The sequence below is a fragment of the Mycobacterium hippophais genome (assembly GCF_027529605.1).
Taxonomy (GTDB): domain Bacteria; phylum Actinomycetota; class Actinomycetes; order Mycobacteriales; family Mycobacteriaceae; genus Mycobacterium; species Mycobacterium arseniciresistens.
Map to the genome: position 1 here is coordinate 261,339 of NZ_JAPZPY010000005.1, position 15,732 is coordinate 277,070.

Here is a 15,732-nt window from a genome sequence, read left to right on the forward strand (position 1 = left end):
ACGATGGGTGTGTGCGCCGGTTGTCGATACTGCTCTGTGCGGCGGCCGTGCTCTCGGTGTTCCCGGCGGCGCCCGCAACAGCGGCGGCGCCGTGGTTCGCCCGCTCCGTCGGCGCCGCCACCCAGGTGATATCCGTTGTCGGCGTTGGTGGTTCGAAGGCGAAGATGGACGTCTACGAGCGCACCGCCGCGGGCTGGCAGCCGGTCGGTGTCGGAATCCCGGCGTTCATCGGCGCCAACGGAATGGCTCCGCAGACCCACGACGGACAGATGAAGACGCCGATGGGGGTGTTCACCCTGGACTTCGCCTTCGGCACCGAACCGAATCCGGGCGGGGGGCTGAAGTACGTCCAGGTCGGACCGGATCACTGGTGGGACGGCGACATGAAGAGCCCCACCTACAACACGATGCAGGTGTGCAAGAAGGACCGCTGCCCGTTCAACACATCGTTGGCCAGCGGCACCGAGAATCTCCAGATCCCGCAGTACGCACACGCCGTGGTGATGGGCGTCAACAAGGCCCGCGTGCCCGGCAACGGCGGCGCGTTCTTCCTGCACAGCACCGACGGCGGGCCCACCGCGGGCTGCGTCGCCATCGACGACGCGACGCTGGTGCGGATCATGCGCTGGCTGCGCCCCGGCGCGCTGATCGCCATCGCCCAGTAGGGCATCCGGCGACCGCTGTCTACAGATGCAGCGCGCGGCCCTTCTTGAGCTTGAAGTTGAGGTTCTCCAGCGACATGCTCGCGTCATAGGTGCGGTCGTAGCCGGTGGCGCTGATCTTCCAGCCGTCGGGCGTGCGGCGGTAGCGATCGCGGTAGAACGCCGCCCCGATGAGCATGAAGTTGAAGTCGGCCGCGATCACCCGGTCCTGCAGATACCAGGTGCCCGACGCCTCGTCTCCGTCGACCGTGATCTCCGGGTGGCTGACGCGGTGTTCGGTGACGATCTCCGGCCCCAGCGACGTGCGCATGAACTCGACCAGACCGTCGCGGTCGGTGAAACGGTGGTCCTCGCCGAGGGATTCGCCGTAATCACCGGCGACGTCCTCGGTGAGAGTGCCGGCGAACGTTTCCCAGTCCTTGGTGTCCAGCGCCCGCAGATAGCGGTACTTGACCTGCTTGATGTCGTCGATGTCACCCATGGGCTGACTGTACGGATGCAGTCAGCCCCCTGGTCGCAGGACCCTCCAACAGCGTGCCGTCCGGCGCGAACCGCGACCCGTGCAGCGGGCATTCCCACGCCTCGTCGGCGTCGTTCCAGTTGACGATGCCGCCAAGGTGCGGGCACACCGGCGACACCCGGTGCTCGACCCCGTTCACCCGGCACCTGGCTTCCAGGTCCCACGGCGGTCCGCTCACCACTCCGCCGGATTCCGGCGAGCGGTCCCCCATCCGGGTGACCGGCGTGATCCAGCCCTTGGCCAGATTGAAGCCGACCTCGAGGTTGGCCTGCAACGCCTTCGGGATCCCGGACAGCTCGTGGGGGCTCCAACTGGCGAAGGCATCCGCCCAGTCCATCCGGCCACCGAGGATGCGTCCGGACAGCGCCAGCGCCGCGGCGACCCCGTTCGTCATCCCCCATTTGTCGAATCCCGTTGCCACGAAGATCTTGTCGTCGCCGGGCAGGATCGGTCCGACGTAGGGCAACTCGTCGGCGGGCGTGTAGTCCTGCGCGGACCAGTAGTGGGTCTGCATCGCGCCCGGGTAGTGCTGCTTGGCCCAGGAGTCGAGTTCCTGCACCGAGGACGATGGGCTCTTCTCGCGGCCGACGGGATGGCCGGCCCCGCCGACGACCAGGCGGTCGCCATCGGGGGAGGGCGCATAGCGCACCGACCGGGTGGGCGAGTCCACCGAGAGGTACATCCCGCGGGTGAGGGTGCCGGGCACCTTGTAGGCCATGCAGTAGGACCGCTGCGGCTTGAGCCGGGCGAAGAATCCGCCCCGGTCGAGGATCGGGATGCCGGTCGCCAGCACACACTGCTTGGCGTGCACGTCGAATTCCTCACCCGCCGATGTGCGTACGCTCAGTGCGAGGCCGTCACCGTGCCCGGACACCCGCTGCACCCGCGTGCTCTGCACCAGCCGGCCGCCGCGTTCGTCGAGTTCGACGACGAGGCTGTCCAAATACGGCATCGGGTCGAACTGGGCCTGATTGGCAAGGCGCACACCGCCGTTGAACTCGAACGGCACGTCGGCGTCGTCGACCCAGTCCGCGGCCAGCCCGGCGGCCTGACAGGCCTCGAGTTCCTGACGCGCGGAACTGACGCCCTTCTCGGTCTGGGCGTAGGTGTAGGCGTCCTCGCGCTGCACCGAGATGCCGCGGGCCTCGCAGTATCCGAGCAGCCATTCCTGCCCCTCGCGATTGCCCTGGGCGTACATCTTCGCGATCTTCGGCCCGTGCTTGCCGACGATCTTCGACATCTTGCTGCCCTGTAGCAGGCTGATCTTCGCGGTGGTGTTCCCGGTGGTGCCCGCCCCGACGGTCAACGCCTCGAGCACCAGGACGTTGCGGCCGGCGCGCGCCAGCAGTACGGCCGTGGTGAGGCCGGTGATGCCGGCACCGACCACCACGACGTCGGCGTTGCGGTCGAAGTCGGAGGACACCGACGAGGGGTGTGCTGCCTGTTGCACGCGGTCGGCGAGCCAGAGTGACGTCATGGACGTGAGATACCCAGCGGCGCTGCGGCCAAACGCGCCCGTCCCGGCCGCGGATCGGTTGCCGCACGCGCGTCAATTACCGGTGACACGGCGGGTAGAGGGTTGCTGGGGACGTCAAAACCCTGCTGGCCGAACGCGGTTGGCGCAGCTCAGCGCGGAGTGTCTGACGGCCGAACCGGATCCGAGGGGCTAGGGTGTGGGGCGTTATGAGCGACCCCCTGGGGTTGTCGATCGGCACCACCAACCTGGTTGCGGCGCGAGTCGGCGACCGACCCGTGACGCGCCGTTCGGTGCTGACCCTGTTCGGCGACCGCACGCCGCAGGTCGGCTCAGCGGTCGAGCACGGTGTGGCCGGACCGGGCGTGGTGCTCAGCGGCTTCGTCGAGCGGGTCGGTGATCCGGTGCCGCTGGTGGCCGCCGACGGCTCGTCCTACAAGGCCGAAGCCCTGCTCGTCGAGGCGCTCGACGCGATGGTCGACGTCGCCGGAGCGACCGGATCGCCGGAACTCTCGATCGCCGTCCCCGCGCACTGGGGCGCCTCCACACTGTGGGCCCTGCGCAGCGCGCTGCGCACCAACCCGCGGTTCGCGCCCGGCGGCACGCCGGTGCGGCTGGTGCCCGACGCCGTGGCGTCGCTGTCCGCGCTGAACGCCCAGCCGGGGCTGCCGTCGCAGGGCGTGGTGGCACTGCTCGACTTCGGTGGCAGCGGCACGAGCATCACCCTGGCCGACGCGGGCGCGTTGTTCGAGCCGATCGACGAGACCACCCGGATCGCCGACTTCTCCGGCGACCAGCTGGACCAGGCGTTGCTCACCCACGTGCTCGACGGCGTGGCGGCCGCGGGGGGCACGGACCCGGCCGGCACGGCGGCCGTCGGGTCGCTGAGCCGGTTGCGGGACGAGTGCCGGGCGGCCAAGGAGCGGCTGTCGGCGGTCACCGTGACCGAGCTGCCGGTCGAGCTGCCCGGCTACGGCTCGACGGTGCGGGTCACCCGCGCAGAGCTCGACGGCATGGCCGACCTCCCGCTGACCGGCGTGCTCACCGCACTCGACAATGCACTGGCGCGCAACAGGATCGGATGGGCGAACGTCTCCGCGCTCGTCACCATCGGTGGCGGCGCGAGCATCCCGCTGATCACCCAGCGTCTCTCGGAGTACTCACGGGCGCCGGTGGTCACCACGCCGCAGCCGGCCCTCGACGCCGCGGTGGGCGCCGCACTGTTCGCCGCCTACGGACCGACATCGGATGCGCAGACCGGCGTGGCGCCGACAGTCGTCGTCCCGCCGGTCATCGGGGAGGCCGCGGCCGATGCGCCCGGTTCGGCGACGTTCCGGGCACTCGCCTGGTCGCAGGACGACGACAGTGCCGGCGAACCCGTGCCGTACAGCGGGGGCGACGCCTACGACAGCCCCTACTCCAGTGGCTTCGACAGTGGCTTCGAGAGCGGCGCGACCGGAGCGCGACCGCCGGTGCAGTACGTGCCTGGCACCGGACCGATCGAACAGCGCCGGCCGTGGCTCGGTCTGCCGCAGATCGTGATCGGCCTCGCGGCGGTGGTGGCGCTGGTCGCGGTCGGCGGCGTGGCCTACGGGCTGACCAGCTCCAGCAGCACGACGCCGAGCACGCAGGTGGAGACGACCCGGGTGCCGGCCAGCGCGCCACCGCCGCCCCCCAGCGAGCCTCCGCCGCCGCCGGCGCTCACGGTGGTCAGCGAACCTCCGCCGCCACCACCCCCGCCACCCACGACGCAGCCGCCCGCGCCGCCGCCTCCTCCGCCGCCCCCGACCACGCAGCCCGTCACGACGACCACCACCACCACAACCACGACCACCACGACGACCCCGACGACGACCCCGACGACGACGACCACCACGACACCGCCGACCACCACCACGACGACACGGACCACCACCACGAACCCGATGACGACGACCTACGTCACGGTGCCGTTCGTCCCGGTGCCGATCCCGATCCAGGTGCCGGCTCAGCCCCAGAATCCGTATCAGCCCCAGAACCCGTACGCGCCGCAGAACCCCTACCAGCAGTCGCCGTACGGTCCCTGAGGCGCCGCGCGCCGCACCGACTGGAGACTCCCGTCAGCAGCCGAGGATCTCGTTGCCCTCCGGATCCGTGTGCGGCAGATCCGTGTCGTCGCTCGCGAGAACGAGGTGCACCCGGTTGCGCACCCGCTTGGGTGTGCCGACGCGAATGAACTCCACCCAGAACCGCCCGTCCTGACGCAGCGACGCGTACTGCGGATGGGACCGCGTGACGGGCAGCCCGGTGAGCTCGGCCCAGAACTCGGCTTGCGCACGGGGATCGAGCGCATCGAACACGGCCGCGGCGACAGGGCCGATGCCGCGGTACTCGTCACGCGGTTCCAGCACGCAGAACTCGTTGCCGCCGGGGTCCGCCAGCACCACCCAGGGCACGTCCATCTGTCTGGCCGACGTCGACGGGCCGCGCGCCGAGCTCGCGGGCGATGCGAACCAGGTCGGCCTGGTGTTCGGCGGAGGTGGTGGCCAGGTCGAGGTGCATCCGGTTCTTCACCTGCTTCGGTTCTTCCGTGGCGGCGAAGCGCAGCGCCGCACCGTCGCCGAGGGACACCGACGTGTCGTCTCCCGCCGGTAGGCCGAGCAGGGCCGTCCAGAACCGCACCAGCTGCGTGGGATCGGCCGACTCCACGAGGACGTGGTGAATGGGGTGCGGCATGGTCGTCACGCTAGTGGCCGGCACCGACACCGCTGTGCTCGAGCCACTTCGATCGTTCCGGCCCAGTCATCCCGCGCCGGTGCCTATGGTTGAATCGGGGCAATTTGCTGGACGGCGGGAGGCGAATGGCCGGTAAGTTGCGTTTCGGGGTCAGCACGCAGGGAGGCCCGCTGGCCGCACGCGAACTCGCGGAGGTGGGTGACGCGGTGGGCATGGCTCCCGAATTCGTGCTCTGGTATGAGGATTTTGCCTCCCCACCGCCGACGCCGAAGATCGATGCGGTGATCAGCCGGACAGCCCAACCTGTCATCACCTGGGAGCCCCGACTGTGGCGCGGCGAATCCGCGGAGCCGCCCGGCACCATTGTCGACAAGATCAAATTCGGTTGCTACGACGAGTACCTCTCGAAATGGGCTGACGAACTCGCCGGTGCGCGCGGGGACGTTCTCCTCCGATTTGCGCACGAATTCAATGGCACCTGGTATCCGTGGTCGGCCGGGGCGGGAACCTCGGCCGAGGATTACGTCTCGGCCTGGCGGCATGTCCACCACCTCTTCCACGAGCGCGGCGCCACCAACGTCCGATGGGTGTGGGCGCCCGACGCGGGGCCGGTCGACGAACACTCGCTCACCCGCTGGTACCCGGGCGACGAGTGCGTCGACGTGCTCGGGATCGACGGCTACAACTGGGGCACCATCCTGCCCGGCAGCCGGTGGACCGGACCGACGGAGATCTTCGGGCGCGGGCTGGCCGAGCTCCGCCGGCTCTGCGACACCAAGCCCATCCTGGTCACCGAGGTCGGTTGCGCCGAAGCGGGCGGGGACAAGGCCGAGTGGATCGGCGAGCTCGTGCGCATGATGGCCGGCGAGCCGCAGGTGACCGGCTTCATCTGGTTCCACCACGACAAGGAAACCGATTGGCGACTGACCAGCACCGCGGCCGCCGCCGCGGCGATGGGCGCATCGCTGAGTGAGGCGGCGGCGTGAACACCGAGACGTTGAGCCAGCGGTACGCGCTGCCTCCGGAGGTGGAGAACGAGAGGGTGCGTTCCCTCGAGCAACTGCACATCCTCGACACGCCGCCGGAAGACCGGTTCGCCCGCATCACCAGGATGGCGCGCTGCGTGTTCGGCGTGCCGATGGCATCGGTGAACCTGATCGATCGCGACCGCCAGTGGTTCAAGCAGGCCGACGGACTCTCGCTGGGCGCCCAGACGACGCGGCGCAACTCGGTGTGTCAGGCCACCATCGCCCGCACCTACCAGCAGCCGGAGGAGCCGGCGCTGATCCTCGAGGACGCCGCCGACACCGAGTTCGCCTGTGTGCCCGGCGTCGGCGGTGACGGCATCCGGTTCTACGCGGGCTACCCGCTCTACGGCCCCGGCGGTCATCCGGTGGGCACCTTCTGCATCTTCGACAATCGGCCGCGGGCGCTGGCGGACTCCGAACTGCAGACCTTCAAGGAGCTCGCCGCATGGGCGCAGCGCGAGCTGGAGAGCTCCGATGACCTCGAGCGGGCGTCGGCCGTTCAGCGGCAACTGCTGCCCCGGCCGCTGGGGGACCTGCCGGGTTACTCGGTCTGTGCGATGTGCCTGCCGGCCTATGCGGTGGGCGGCGACTTCTACGACCACTACCGCGTCCAGGGTGGCGCCATGTTCACCGTCGCGGACGTGATGGGCAAGGGGCTGGGGGCGGCCATCCTCGCGGCTAGTGTGCGCTCGTCCCTGCGAGCCGCCTCACGCGCTGTGGACCGACTCACGGCGACCGACGTCGACGTCGCAGACACGGTGAATTCCATTGCGGCGCAATTGAGTGAGGATTTGGACAGTACCGACACCTTTGTGACCCTCTTCCACGCCAAGCTCGACATCGACAGCGGGCGGGTCGACTTCGTCGACGCGGGACACGGTTTCGCGGCGGTGATCCGCGGCGACGGCAGGGTGGAACCCCTCAACAGCGCGGACCTCCCCGTCGGCGTGCTGCCCGGATACAGCTGGACCCGCGGCGAGGTGACGCTGCAACCCGGTGACACCCTGGTCATCGCTTCTGATGGCGTCCTCGACCTGGTCGGCGACGGCAGTGACGTCCGGCCCGCGCTGCAGCTGATCTCTCAGTACCGCGACCCGGGAGAACTGTGTGACTTCGCCCGCAGCCTGCATGCCAGGACTCCGCCGCTGGACGACGTGACCCTGGTGGCCGTGCGGCGCGAGCTGCCGTGAGACACCAGCTGCCTCACGCCGCCGCCGGGCGATATCCCTCTCCGTGGCTGCGCGCCCTGATCCTGTTGACGGTGATACTGGGCGTCAACTACATCGTGTGGCGGTGGCTCGCGTCGGTGAACTGGTCCGCATGGTGGATCGCCGTCCCGTTGGTGGTGGCCGAGACGTACAGCGTGATCGACTCCCAACTCTTCGGTTTGACGATGTGGCGGACACTCCGCCGGAATCCTCCTGAACCGCCGCCTGAGGGCGCCACCGTGGACGTGTTCATCACCACCTACAACGAACCGATCGAGATGGTGATGGCCACCGCGCAAGCGGCGCTTGACATCCGGTACCCGCACAGCACCTGGATCCTCGACGACGGCGACCGCCGTGAACTGGCCGCCGCCGCTGCCGAGAAGGGTGTCGGCTACATCACGCGGTCCGCGCACTGGACTCAGGACAAGCCCCGCCACGCCAAGGCGGGCAACCTGAACAACGCGTTGTTCGAGACGGACGGCGAGTTCATCCTGATGCTCGATGCGGACCAGGTACCGGTTCCGGAGATCCTCGACAGGACGCTCGGCTACTTCCGGGATCCCTGCATGGCGTTGGTGCAGACCCCACAGTTCTTCCACAATGTGCCCGTGAGCGACCCGTTGGGCAGCCAGGCGCCGCTGTTCTACGGCCCGATCCAGCAGGGCAAGGACGGCTGGAACGCCGCGTACTTCTGTGGATCGAACGCGGTGCTGCGCCGCGAAGCGTTGATGCAACTCGGCATTCGCGGCTATGTGCGGGCGATCGAGGAGGGCATCAAACGCGCGCTCTACACCGCCGACAAGATCCTCAAACAGACCGCAGGCCAGATCGGATCCGACGAACGCGAGGCGCAGGCCGCGCTCGACGCGGTCCGCGACGCGGTCCGCGACGCTCGCCGCGAGCTCCGCGACAAGCGGCCCCTTGCGGACATCACCTTCACGTTCCAGCAGCGGGTCGACGCCGCGGCGCGCACGCTGGTGGACTCCGACATCATGGCGATGCGGGCAGATCTCGAGATGATCGCCGCCATGAGCGCTGACGCCGATGGTCCGTCGGCCGATCTGGTCTTCGACGACGAGGCGCTCGCCACGCTGGCGGACCGCGAGTGGTCCCCGCTCGGGGCGATCGAGTCGATCCGCGCCCTGATCCGGGCCGTCGACGTGGACCGTGACGACGAGGCGCAACCGGTGCTCCCGATGGCGACCATCTCGGTCACCGAGGACATGGCGACGTGCATGCGCCTGCACTCGATGGGGTGGCGATCGGCCTATCACCACGAGAAGCTCTGCGAGGGACTGGCGCCCGAGGACGCCGGCACCATGCTGACCCAGCGCCTGCGGTGGGCGCAGGGCACGATTCAGGTGATGCTGCGCGAGAATCCGTTCGTGCAGAAGGGGCTCAGCCTGGGCCAGAAGCTCATGTACTGGTCGACGATGTACAGCTACCTCGCCGGGTTCGCCGCCTTGGCATACATTGCAGCACCCGCGATCTACCTGATCTCCGGCATCATGCCGGTGCAGGCCTACAGTTGGGACTTCTTCGGTCGGCTCATCCCTTTCCTGGTCCTCAATCAGCTGATGTTCATCATCATCAGCCGCGGCACACCCACGTGGCGGGGCCAGCAGTACAGTCTGGCGTTGTTCCCGGTCTGGATCCGGGCATGCGTCACCGCGTTCCGCAACGTGTACTTCGGGCGCCCACTCGGATTCGCCGTGACGCCCAAAACCCGTCAGGCCATTGATGCCACGCCGTGGCACCTGGTGAGGTGGCAGCTGGCGGCGATGGCGATGCTGATCGTCGCGTCGGTGATCGGGATCGTCCAGCTGTACTACGGCGCCATCTCCGTGCTCGGCGTCGGGGTCAATCTCTTCTGGGTGCTGTTCGACCTGCTGATACTCAGCGTCGTCATCCAGGCCGTTCGCTACCGCGGACACCGAACGGAAGGAGCGGTATGACCCAATACCCCACGCGCACCACGGCATCCGATGCCACGGTGATCAGACCGGAGGGGCGACTCAACATGGTCGCGGCTCCCGGCCTGCGCAGGCAGCTGCATGAACTCGTCGAGGCGGGAAGCTCGAGGCTGGTTGTCGACCTCAGCGGAACCGAGTTCATCGACTCGTCGGGGCTGGGCGCCTTGATCTCCGGCCTGAAGGCGGCTCGTCAGGCCGGAGGTGACCTGCGCATCGCAGCGCCGACGCGGCAGGTGGTCACCGTTCTGGAATTGACCAACCTCAATCGGGTTCTCCGCGTCCACGATTCGGTAGACGGTGCGTTCGATGGCGCCACCTGACACGCCCTACGTGCTGCACACCACAACGGGGCCGGAGACCCTGGACGCCATCCAGCAGACACTCGACGACGTGTGGTCCGCGCACGACATCCCGGACGTGGTGCGCATGCACATGGATCTCGCCGTCGGTGAGATCGGCGCCAACATCATCGAACATTCCGGTGGCGGCAAGCCCGTCCACCTCCGGATGGAGGTGTACGTGCTGCCCGAGTCGGTGCGCGCCGTCTTCACCGACGACGGCCGGCCGGCCCCGGTCGACGTGTCGCAGGCCGAGATGCCCGACGGCCTGTCGGAGCGAGGCCGCGGCCTGGCGATCGCGCACCGGGTGCTCGACGAATTGTCGTACCGCCGCGACTCCGACGGCAATCACTGGACGTTGGTGCGTAGCCGCGCGGAGTAGCCCCGGCCATGACGGTGTGTTGACGCCTGCGACGATTTATCTCGAAAGTGGCGCCGGCACGGCTGCGGGGGTCTACCTTGAGTCCACGGGCGGCCGCGTGCCGCCTGGAACTCTTGTCCGTCGGGGGATATGGCTTCGAGGCGGATCAATGGGTGCATCGGCGTACGTGGGTCGGGTCGGCGGACTGGCAGTGGCGCTCGGCGTCGGCATCGCCGTGGTGTCCGGCGGTGCCGGGGTGGCATTGGCGGAGGAGACGTCCACCTCCGACAACACGTCACAGGACTCATCCAAGGACGCCACCAAGGACAGCACCAAGGACGCAACCAAAGATGCGTCCGAGGACGTCTCGAAGGACGCGTCGACACCTGCAGATGACGAGACGCCCAAATCGGTTGTCGGGAAGAAGAAGTCACCCCCATGGCAGTCCCGTTTGGAGAAGCGCCTGGAGAGGCTGAAGACGGCGGGTGCCGACGCCAGGAGCCGCTGGAATGTCGGCGGCGAGACATCCGTCGAGGACCGCGTCAAGACGGACGCGCGTGACCCCGACGCCACCGAGGCTGCCGGCGTCATCACCGGCGAACCGGCTCAACCGGCCGTCGTGGAAGGCGAAGTCAAGGCGCCACCTGCGCTGTCGTCGTCCTCGGCCCGGTCCCGGGCGTCCGCACGAGACGACCGCATCACCAGGATCGAGGTCGAGGCCGCGCGTCCCAGGGTGACCACACGCGCGGTCGTCGTCGACAAGATCACGACCGGACCGCAACCGGAGACCAAGACACTGGCCGCAGTGACCGAGACCCGTTCCTTCACAACGGCGGTCACCACGGCGGTGTCGTCGGTGACGTCGGCCGGTGGGCAGGTCGCTTCTGCCTTGACGGCGGCCGCGCCCACTGCGGTGCCTGCACCGGCGCCCGCAACGCGCATCGTGAACCGCGTGCTCGCGGCACTCGGCCTGGGAACGCTGTCCAACATGCCGGTCGCGCCGACATCGCCGTGGGCGCTCGGGGCGCTGATGGCGGTGGCTGCGCGACGGGAGACCGAACAGGTGGCGTCGACGGCGGCTGTCTCCACGACGACGCGCGCCGCCGTCACGACTGCCGCGACCACCACCACGGCGCTGGTCGCCACACCGGACCCCGCCACCAGCAATGTGGTCACACCGGTTCCGGTCAGCGCCAACACCGATCTGATCACCGCCGTCACCGGCCGCAACAGTTTCAACAGGACTTACGACAGGTTCGGCATTGGCGGCACGGATCTGGGCATCATGTGGGACAACGGGATTCGCGACAACCCGCTCACGCCGGTCAACGAACACCAGGTGCTGATCGCCTTCGGCGACACCTTTTACGGCGACAACCCGGTGCGGCAGACCGGGTGGCGGATGAACACCCTGTTCCGCAGCTATGACACCACGCTGTCCAACGGAATGTACGTCCACGACGGCATCATTCACGATCCCGGCACCTACAGCGGATCGCCGATGTCGGTGAACAACTATTCGCGCGAGATCATCGGGAAGTACGGGTACGCCGTCGGACCCGAGGTGACGATCATCCCCACCGCCGCGATCTCGGTACCCGGAGCCGGCGTCAACGGGGCGACGAGGCAGTACATCAACTTCATGTCGGTACGGTCCTGGGACACCCCGGGCCGGTGGACCACGAACTACTCGGCGATCGCGTATTCCGATGACAACGGCCAGAATTGGCGCACCGTTCCGGCATCCTCGGTGCGGCCTGCCGCCTGGGGACGATCGACCCTGCCATTCGTTTCGGGCAACCAGAACTTCCAGCAGTTCGCCTACGTCAAGGGCGCCGTCGTCGACGCCACCGGGGTGCCGGTCACCGATCCCGTGACCGGGGAACCGAAGACGGACGGATACGTGTACGCCTTCGGCACACCGGCCGGTCGGGGCGGCACCGCCTACCTGTCTCGGGTCAACGAGAAGGACCTCCTCGACCAGACCAAGTACCAGTACTGGAACGGCTCGTCGTGGGTGAACAACAACCCCGCTGCGGCGAAACCCATCCTGCCGGGAACGACCACCACGTCGTGGTTCGGTCTGGTCAAGAACACCACGTACCCCACCGTCGGCGAGATGTCGGTGCAGTACAACGCGTACGAGAAGAAGTACGTGATGCTCTACACGGACCAGAACAACAACGTGGTCATCCGCAAGGCGGACCGGCCCGAGGGACCATGGACGGCGCCGACGACGCTGGTGACGTCGGCGAAGATGCCGGGGCTCTACGCGCCGATGATCCACCCCTGGTCGTCCACCGCCAACGTCTCGACCAGTGATCAGCAGTACCTCTACTGGAACATCTCGACGTGGGACGACTACCAGGTCAAGACCATGCGAACGGACCTCAGCAAGGTGTGATGCCGGCGCGCGGGTCGGCCGCGGCGGTCGCCGACGTGGTGGCTGTCACCAGCGTGGCGCTGGCCTCGAAGTGCGGCGGCGCGCCGATCATCTCCGCCCGGCCGCAGGCCACCCAGCCGATCAGCACGGCCTTGGCGACCAGGATCAGCGACACCGTCACCAACGCCTTCCGCAGCCTCATCCCCTCAGGGTAGCCACCCATCGCCGCAGGTCGCAGGCTCGGCGAAGTTGCAGATTGCACCAACCCGGGTAGGCGGCGGTAACCTCGGTCCGACTGACAAGCAGATCGGGAACGTATCAGTGGACCTAGTACTCGGCCTCTCGATAACGTCGGCTGCCATCCGTTTCGTGCTGGTTGAAGGCGCGACCGGCGAGGGCGCCACGGTCGACAAGGGCACCCTGGCACTCAACGGCGCCGACAATGGCCTGAATGACCTGGTGGACGCGGTTCTCGGCGAGGGACCCTTCGCCGCGGTCCCCGGCCGGCGACCACGCGCGATCGGGGTCACCTGGCTCGGAAGCGCGACGGCTGCGGCCTCGACGGTGCTCGAACTCCTCGCCGACAAGGGTGCGGACAACGTCATCGCGGTCTCGGAGTCGGACGCGGCGGCCGCCTTGGCGACGGGAATCGGTGACATCGCCGGCCTCGAGGACATCGCCGTGTGTGTGGTGGAACCCGACGCGGCCGTGGCCGCGGTCGTCGACGCCCACGAGGTGGTGGTCGACGTCATCGAACGGTTCGGCGCGGGTGATGCCGCCGAGGTGGCGTACTGGCTGACCGCGCTGGTCGACAGCTGCCCGTCCGAACCGGCCGACGTCTACGTCCTCGGCTCGGCCGGCGATCTTGACGACGTCGTCGCATCGCTGGACGCCGGGGGACTCGCGGTCATCTCCGCCGCCGAGGCCGACCTGGCGATGGCCCGTGGCGCGGCACTCGCGTCGGCCCGCAGCACCTACGACCTCGACCTCGGCTTCGTTGCGGAGCCGACTCCCGCAGGCAGGCAGCCGTTCGTCACGCCGCGGGTGGCCGCGTTGGGCGGGGTGCTCGTCGCCGCGGTGGTCACGTTCGTGGTGTCGCTGTCGGTCGCCCTCACCCCTCAGTCCACGCCGGAGCACGAGCAGACGGCCAACGCGTCCGAAGAATCGGCGAAGGCGGCCCTGGTGCAGGACCCGGTGGAGAAGCTGCCGCCGCGTCCTCAGAAGCCGGCGCCGCGCCCGGTGCCCGCCGCACCGCCCGTCGACGTCGACCCGCCCGCGGCTCCACCTCCGCCGCCCGAGGTGCTGCCGGTCGAACCGGTGGAGGCGGTGCCGGTACCCGAGGCGCCCGCGCCGGAACCACCGGCCGCCGCCCCCGCACCGCAGGGCTTGCCCGAACCGGTCGTGCCGGCATACGTCCCTCCCGCGCCGCCGGCTTACGTCCCGCCGGCCACCCCGCCGGTCCCCGCGGTCGACGGCACCCCGCCCGGCTTCGTGCCGGGCAACCCGGCCTATGTGCCGCCCGGCGCGGGCACCGTGCCGCCGGTCCAGCAGCCCGAGCCGCGTCTTCGCGACCGCATCATCGGGCGGCTGCCGCTCATCAACCGGTTGCAGGGTCCGGGAGGGTAGCGGGTCTGTCGGTGGCCTTCGGCAGGATCGCCTGCCATGAGCCAGTCACGACGGTCACTGACCTTCACCAGATCCGCGGCGGTGGTGATCACCGCGGGTATCGGTGTCGCGAGCTTCGTCCTGTCGTTCGCCGCGCTGCGTGACCTGGCGGCGCGAGCCGGTATCCCCGAGCAGCTCGCCTGGCTGTGGCCGCTGATCGTCGACGGGACGATCCTGCAGGCGACGATGGCCGTGGTGGTGCTGGCCGGCTATCAGGATCAGGCCCGCAGCCGTCGCTACTTCTGGACCGTGTTGACGTGCGCGGCCGCCGTGAGCGTCGGCGCCAACGCCCTGCACGCCGTGATCCCCGCAGGCGCGCCGATGAACCCGTGGGTGGCGGCGGCGATCGCCGTGGTGGCGCCGGTGAGCCTGTTGGCGGCCACGCACGGGCTCAGCCTGCTCAGCCGCATCCCTGGGCCTCCGGAGGCCGGCGGCGCCGGTACCGACTACGAACACGCGTCCGTCGCGGCCGACGCCACCGTGACCGAACTCGCCGAGGAGCCCGTCGGGCAGGCGTCGGCGGACATCGGCATCGCGGCGCGCCAGCCCTGGGAGTCGATGGCCGAGGCGATCGCCTCGCGCGAGGACCTGAGGGGGCTGTCCGCCGACGATGTCGCCGGCGTGCTGCACCTGAGCTACGAGCGAGATCACGCACCGCAGGCCATCGCCCGTCAGCTCGGGTGCGACCGCCGGACGGTGCTCCGGATCATCGATGCGAGCGCGGAACTGTTGCGATCGGGCGACGTCAGCGTGGAACGCCTGGCGGTGTAGGTCCTCACGCGTCGCGGCTGAGGCGGTCCAGCACCGCGTCGAGGCTGACCACCTCGTCGGCGACCCTCTTCAATTCCCGGGCCGTGGCGTGGTCCCAGAACGCGACGGTGGTCGGGAAGCCGCGCGACGACAGCGACTGCACTGCCGGCGTCAGCTCGCGGTCGCCGGCGATCACCACCGCCCGGTCGCCGGGTTCCATCCCGGTGAAGGAGTGCTCGACGAGTTGCGTCGCGATCATCACGTCGAACTTCGTGGCGGTGTCGCCCGGCGCCTCCCGATCGAAGACGACAGCGTCCACTCCGCCGAGGGACCAGATCGTGTCGACCTGGTGTGGCCGGACGCCGAAGAGCGAGGTGTGCCCGCCGCGATCGGCCTGCGGGCACACCGCTTCGTACAGTCGGCCGTAGTCGAGGTTCCAGGCGCCGTCGACGATGTCGCGACTGATCGCGTCGTGCAGCGAGGAGGCGAAACCCCGCCGGACAGCCGCGAGCCGCTGCCCCTCCCAGCAGACCGAGGGTCCGTCGATGTACACGAATCGGCGCATGGCTTCCGTGACGTTACCCGCACCGCCTGCACTAAGAATTCATTGAGAGAAATGTCGACTGCGATCAAGGGGGCCGCGTGTGACCGG

The 15,732-nt window shown here is 68.9% G+C and carries 16 protein-coding genes; 10 read left to right on the forward strand and 6 right to left on the reverse strand.

All coding sequences use genetic code 11. The features are described from left to right. The first annotated feature begins 11 nt into the window (after nucleotides 1-11). Nucleotides 12-665 carry a L,D-transpeptidase family protein gene (locus O6P37_RS14405; protein WP_269894708.1) on the forward strand — a complete coding sequence of 218 codons (654 nt, stop codon included), beginning with the start codon at nucleotides 12-14 and terminating at the stop codon, nucleotides 663-665. 19 nt (nucleotides 666-684) lie between these two features. On the opposite strand, the gene O6P37_RS14410 is transcribed toward O6P37_RS14405, so the two are convergent. Beyond that, nucleotides 685-1,143, reverse strand: a complete 459-nt coding sequence (locus O6P37_RS14410; RefSeq protein WP_269894709.1) for a nuclear transport factor 2 family protein — start codon at nucleotides 1,141-1,143, stop codon at nucleotides 685-687. Beyond that, the gene (locus O6P37_RS14415) at nucleotides 1,136-2,659 is read right to left on the reverse strand and encodes an FAD-dependent oxidoreductase (protein WP_269894710.1); all 1,524 of its coding nucleotides are present in this window, start codon (nucleotides 2,657-2,659) and stop codon (nucleotides 1,136-1,138) included. Before O6P37_RS14415 ends, O6P37_RS14410 begins: the two co-directional genes overlap by 8 nt. Nucleotides 2,660-2,865: 206 nt before the next feature. Here O6P37_RS14415 and O6P37_RS14420 point away from each other — a divergent pair, with 206 nt between their 5' ends. Then, nucleotides 2,866-4,722 (forward strand): Hsp70 family protein, encoded by a 1,857-nt coding sequence (locus tag O6P37_RS14420; protein WP_269894711.1) that lies wholly within the window; start codon nucleotides 2,866-2,868, stop codon nucleotides 4,720-4,722. Between the two features lie 33 nt (nucleotides 4,723-4,755). Here O6P37_RS14420 and O6P37_RS14425 read toward each other — a convergent pair whose 3' ends face one another. Both O6P37_RS14425 and O6P37_RS14430 read right to left on the reverse strand, forming a co-directional pair. Beyond that, nucleotides 4,756-5,046: a VOC family protein gene (locus O6P37_RS14425; RefSeq protein WP_269894712.1), complete on the reverse strand. Its 291-nt coding sequence runs from the start codon at nucleotides 5,044-5,046 to the stop codon at nucleotides 4,756-4,758. Then, the gene (locus O6P37_RS14430; protein WP_269894713.1) at nucleotides 5,030-5,371 is read right to left on the reverse strand and encodes a VOC family protein; all 342 of its coding nucleotides are present in this window, start codon (nucleotides 5,369-5,371) and stop codon (nucleotides 5,030-5,032) included. Before O6P37_RS14430 ends, O6P37_RS14425 begins: the two co-directional genes overlap by 17 nt. Before the next feature lie 125 nt (nucleotides 5,372-5,496). On the opposite strand from O6P37_RS14430, the gene O6P37_RS14435 reads away from it, so the two are divergent. From O6P37_RS14435 to O6P37_RS14460, 6 genes are all read left to right on the forward strand, one after another. Next, nucleotides 5,497-6,357 carry a glycoside hydrolase family 26 protein gene (locus O6P37_RS14435; RefSeq protein WP_269894714.1) on the forward strand — a complete coding sequence of 287 codons (861 nt, stop codon included), beginning with the start codon at nucleotides 5,497-5,499 and terminating at the stop codon, nucleotides 6,355-6,357. Then, nucleotides 6,354-7,589: a GAF domain-containing SpoIIE family protein phosphatase gene (locus tag O6P37_RS14440; protein WP_269894715.1), complete on the forward strand. Its 1,236-nt coding sequence runs from the start codon at nucleotides 6,354-6,356 to the stop codon at nucleotides 7,587-7,589. The genes O6P37_RS14435 and O6P37_RS14440 overlap by 4 nt, the downstream gene beginning before the upstream one ends. After that, entirely contained in the window at nucleotides 7,586-9,565 is a 1,980-nt protein-coding gene (locus tag O6P37_RS14445; protein ID WP_269894716.1) for a glycosyltransferase, read from the forward strand. The genes O6P37_RS14440 and O6P37_RS14445 overlap by 4 nt, the downstream gene beginning before the upstream one ends. Continuing rightward, complete coding sequence (locus tag O6P37_RS14450; protein WP_269894717.1) at nucleotides 9,562-9,903, forward strand: STAS domain-containing protein; 342 nt, start codon at nucleotides 9,562-9,564, stop codon at nucleotides 9,901-9,903. Before O6P37_RS14445 ends, O6P37_RS14450 begins: the two co-directional genes overlap by 4 nt. Then, nucleotides 9,890-10,303 (forward strand): ATP-binding protein, encoded by a 414-nt coding sequence (locus O6P37_RS14455; protein WP_269894718.1) that lies wholly within the window; start codon nucleotides 9,890-9,892, stop codon nucleotides 10,301-10,303. The genes O6P37_RS14450 and O6P37_RS14455 overlap by 14 nt, the downstream gene beginning before the upstream one ends. A gap of 148 nt (nucleotides 10,304-10,451) precedes the next feature. Continuing rightward, nucleotides 10,452-12,686, forward strand: coding sequence for a DUF4185 domain-containing protein (locus O6P37_RS14460; protein WP_269894719.1), 2,235 nt, complete (start codon nucleotides 10,452-10,454; stop codon nucleotides 12,684-12,686). Here the strand turns inward: O6P37_RS14460 and O6P37_RS14465 are convergent. Continuing rightward, nucleotides 12,673-12,867 carry a hypothetical protein gene (locus O6P37_RS14465; protein ID WP_269894720.1) on the reverse strand — a complete coding sequence of 65 codons (195 nt, stop codon included), beginning with the start codon at nucleotides 12,865-12,867 and terminating at the stop codon, nucleotides 12,673-12,675. The two genes, O6P37_RS14460 and O6P37_RS14465, sit on opposite strands and share 14 nt — an antisense overlap. Nucleotides 12,868-12,986: 119 nt before the next feature. Here O6P37_RS14465 and O6P37_RS14470 point away from each other — a divergent pair, with 119 nt between their 5' ends. Together O6P37_RS14470 and O6P37_RS14475 are read left to right on the forward strand one after the other, a co-directional pair. After that, nucleotides 12,987-14,291 (forward strand): DUF7159 family protein, encoded by a 1,305-nt coding sequence (locus O6P37_RS14470; protein WP_269894721.1) that lies wholly within the window; start codon nucleotides 12,987-12,989, stop codon nucleotides 14,289-14,291. Nucleotides 14,292-14,327: 36 nt separating this feature from the next. Continuing rightward, nucleotides 14,328-15,101 (forward strand): DUF2637 domain-containing protein, encoded by a 774-nt coding sequence (locus O6P37_RS14475; protein WP_269894722.1) that lies wholly within the window; start codon nucleotides 14,328-14,330, stop codon nucleotides 15,099-15,101. A 4-nt stretch (nucleotides 15,102-15,105) separates the two neighbouring features. Here the strand turns inward: O6P37_RS14475 and O6P37_RS14480 are convergent, their stop codons facing one another. Then, nucleotides 15,106-15,645 carry an NYN domain-containing protein gene (locus tag O6P37_RS14480; RefSeq protein WP_269894723.1) on the reverse strand — a complete coding sequence of 180 codons (540 nt, stop codon included), beginning with the start codon at nucleotides 15,643-15,645 and terminating at the stop codon, nucleotides 15,106-15,108. Nucleotides 15,646-15,732: the final 87 nt, after the last annotated feature.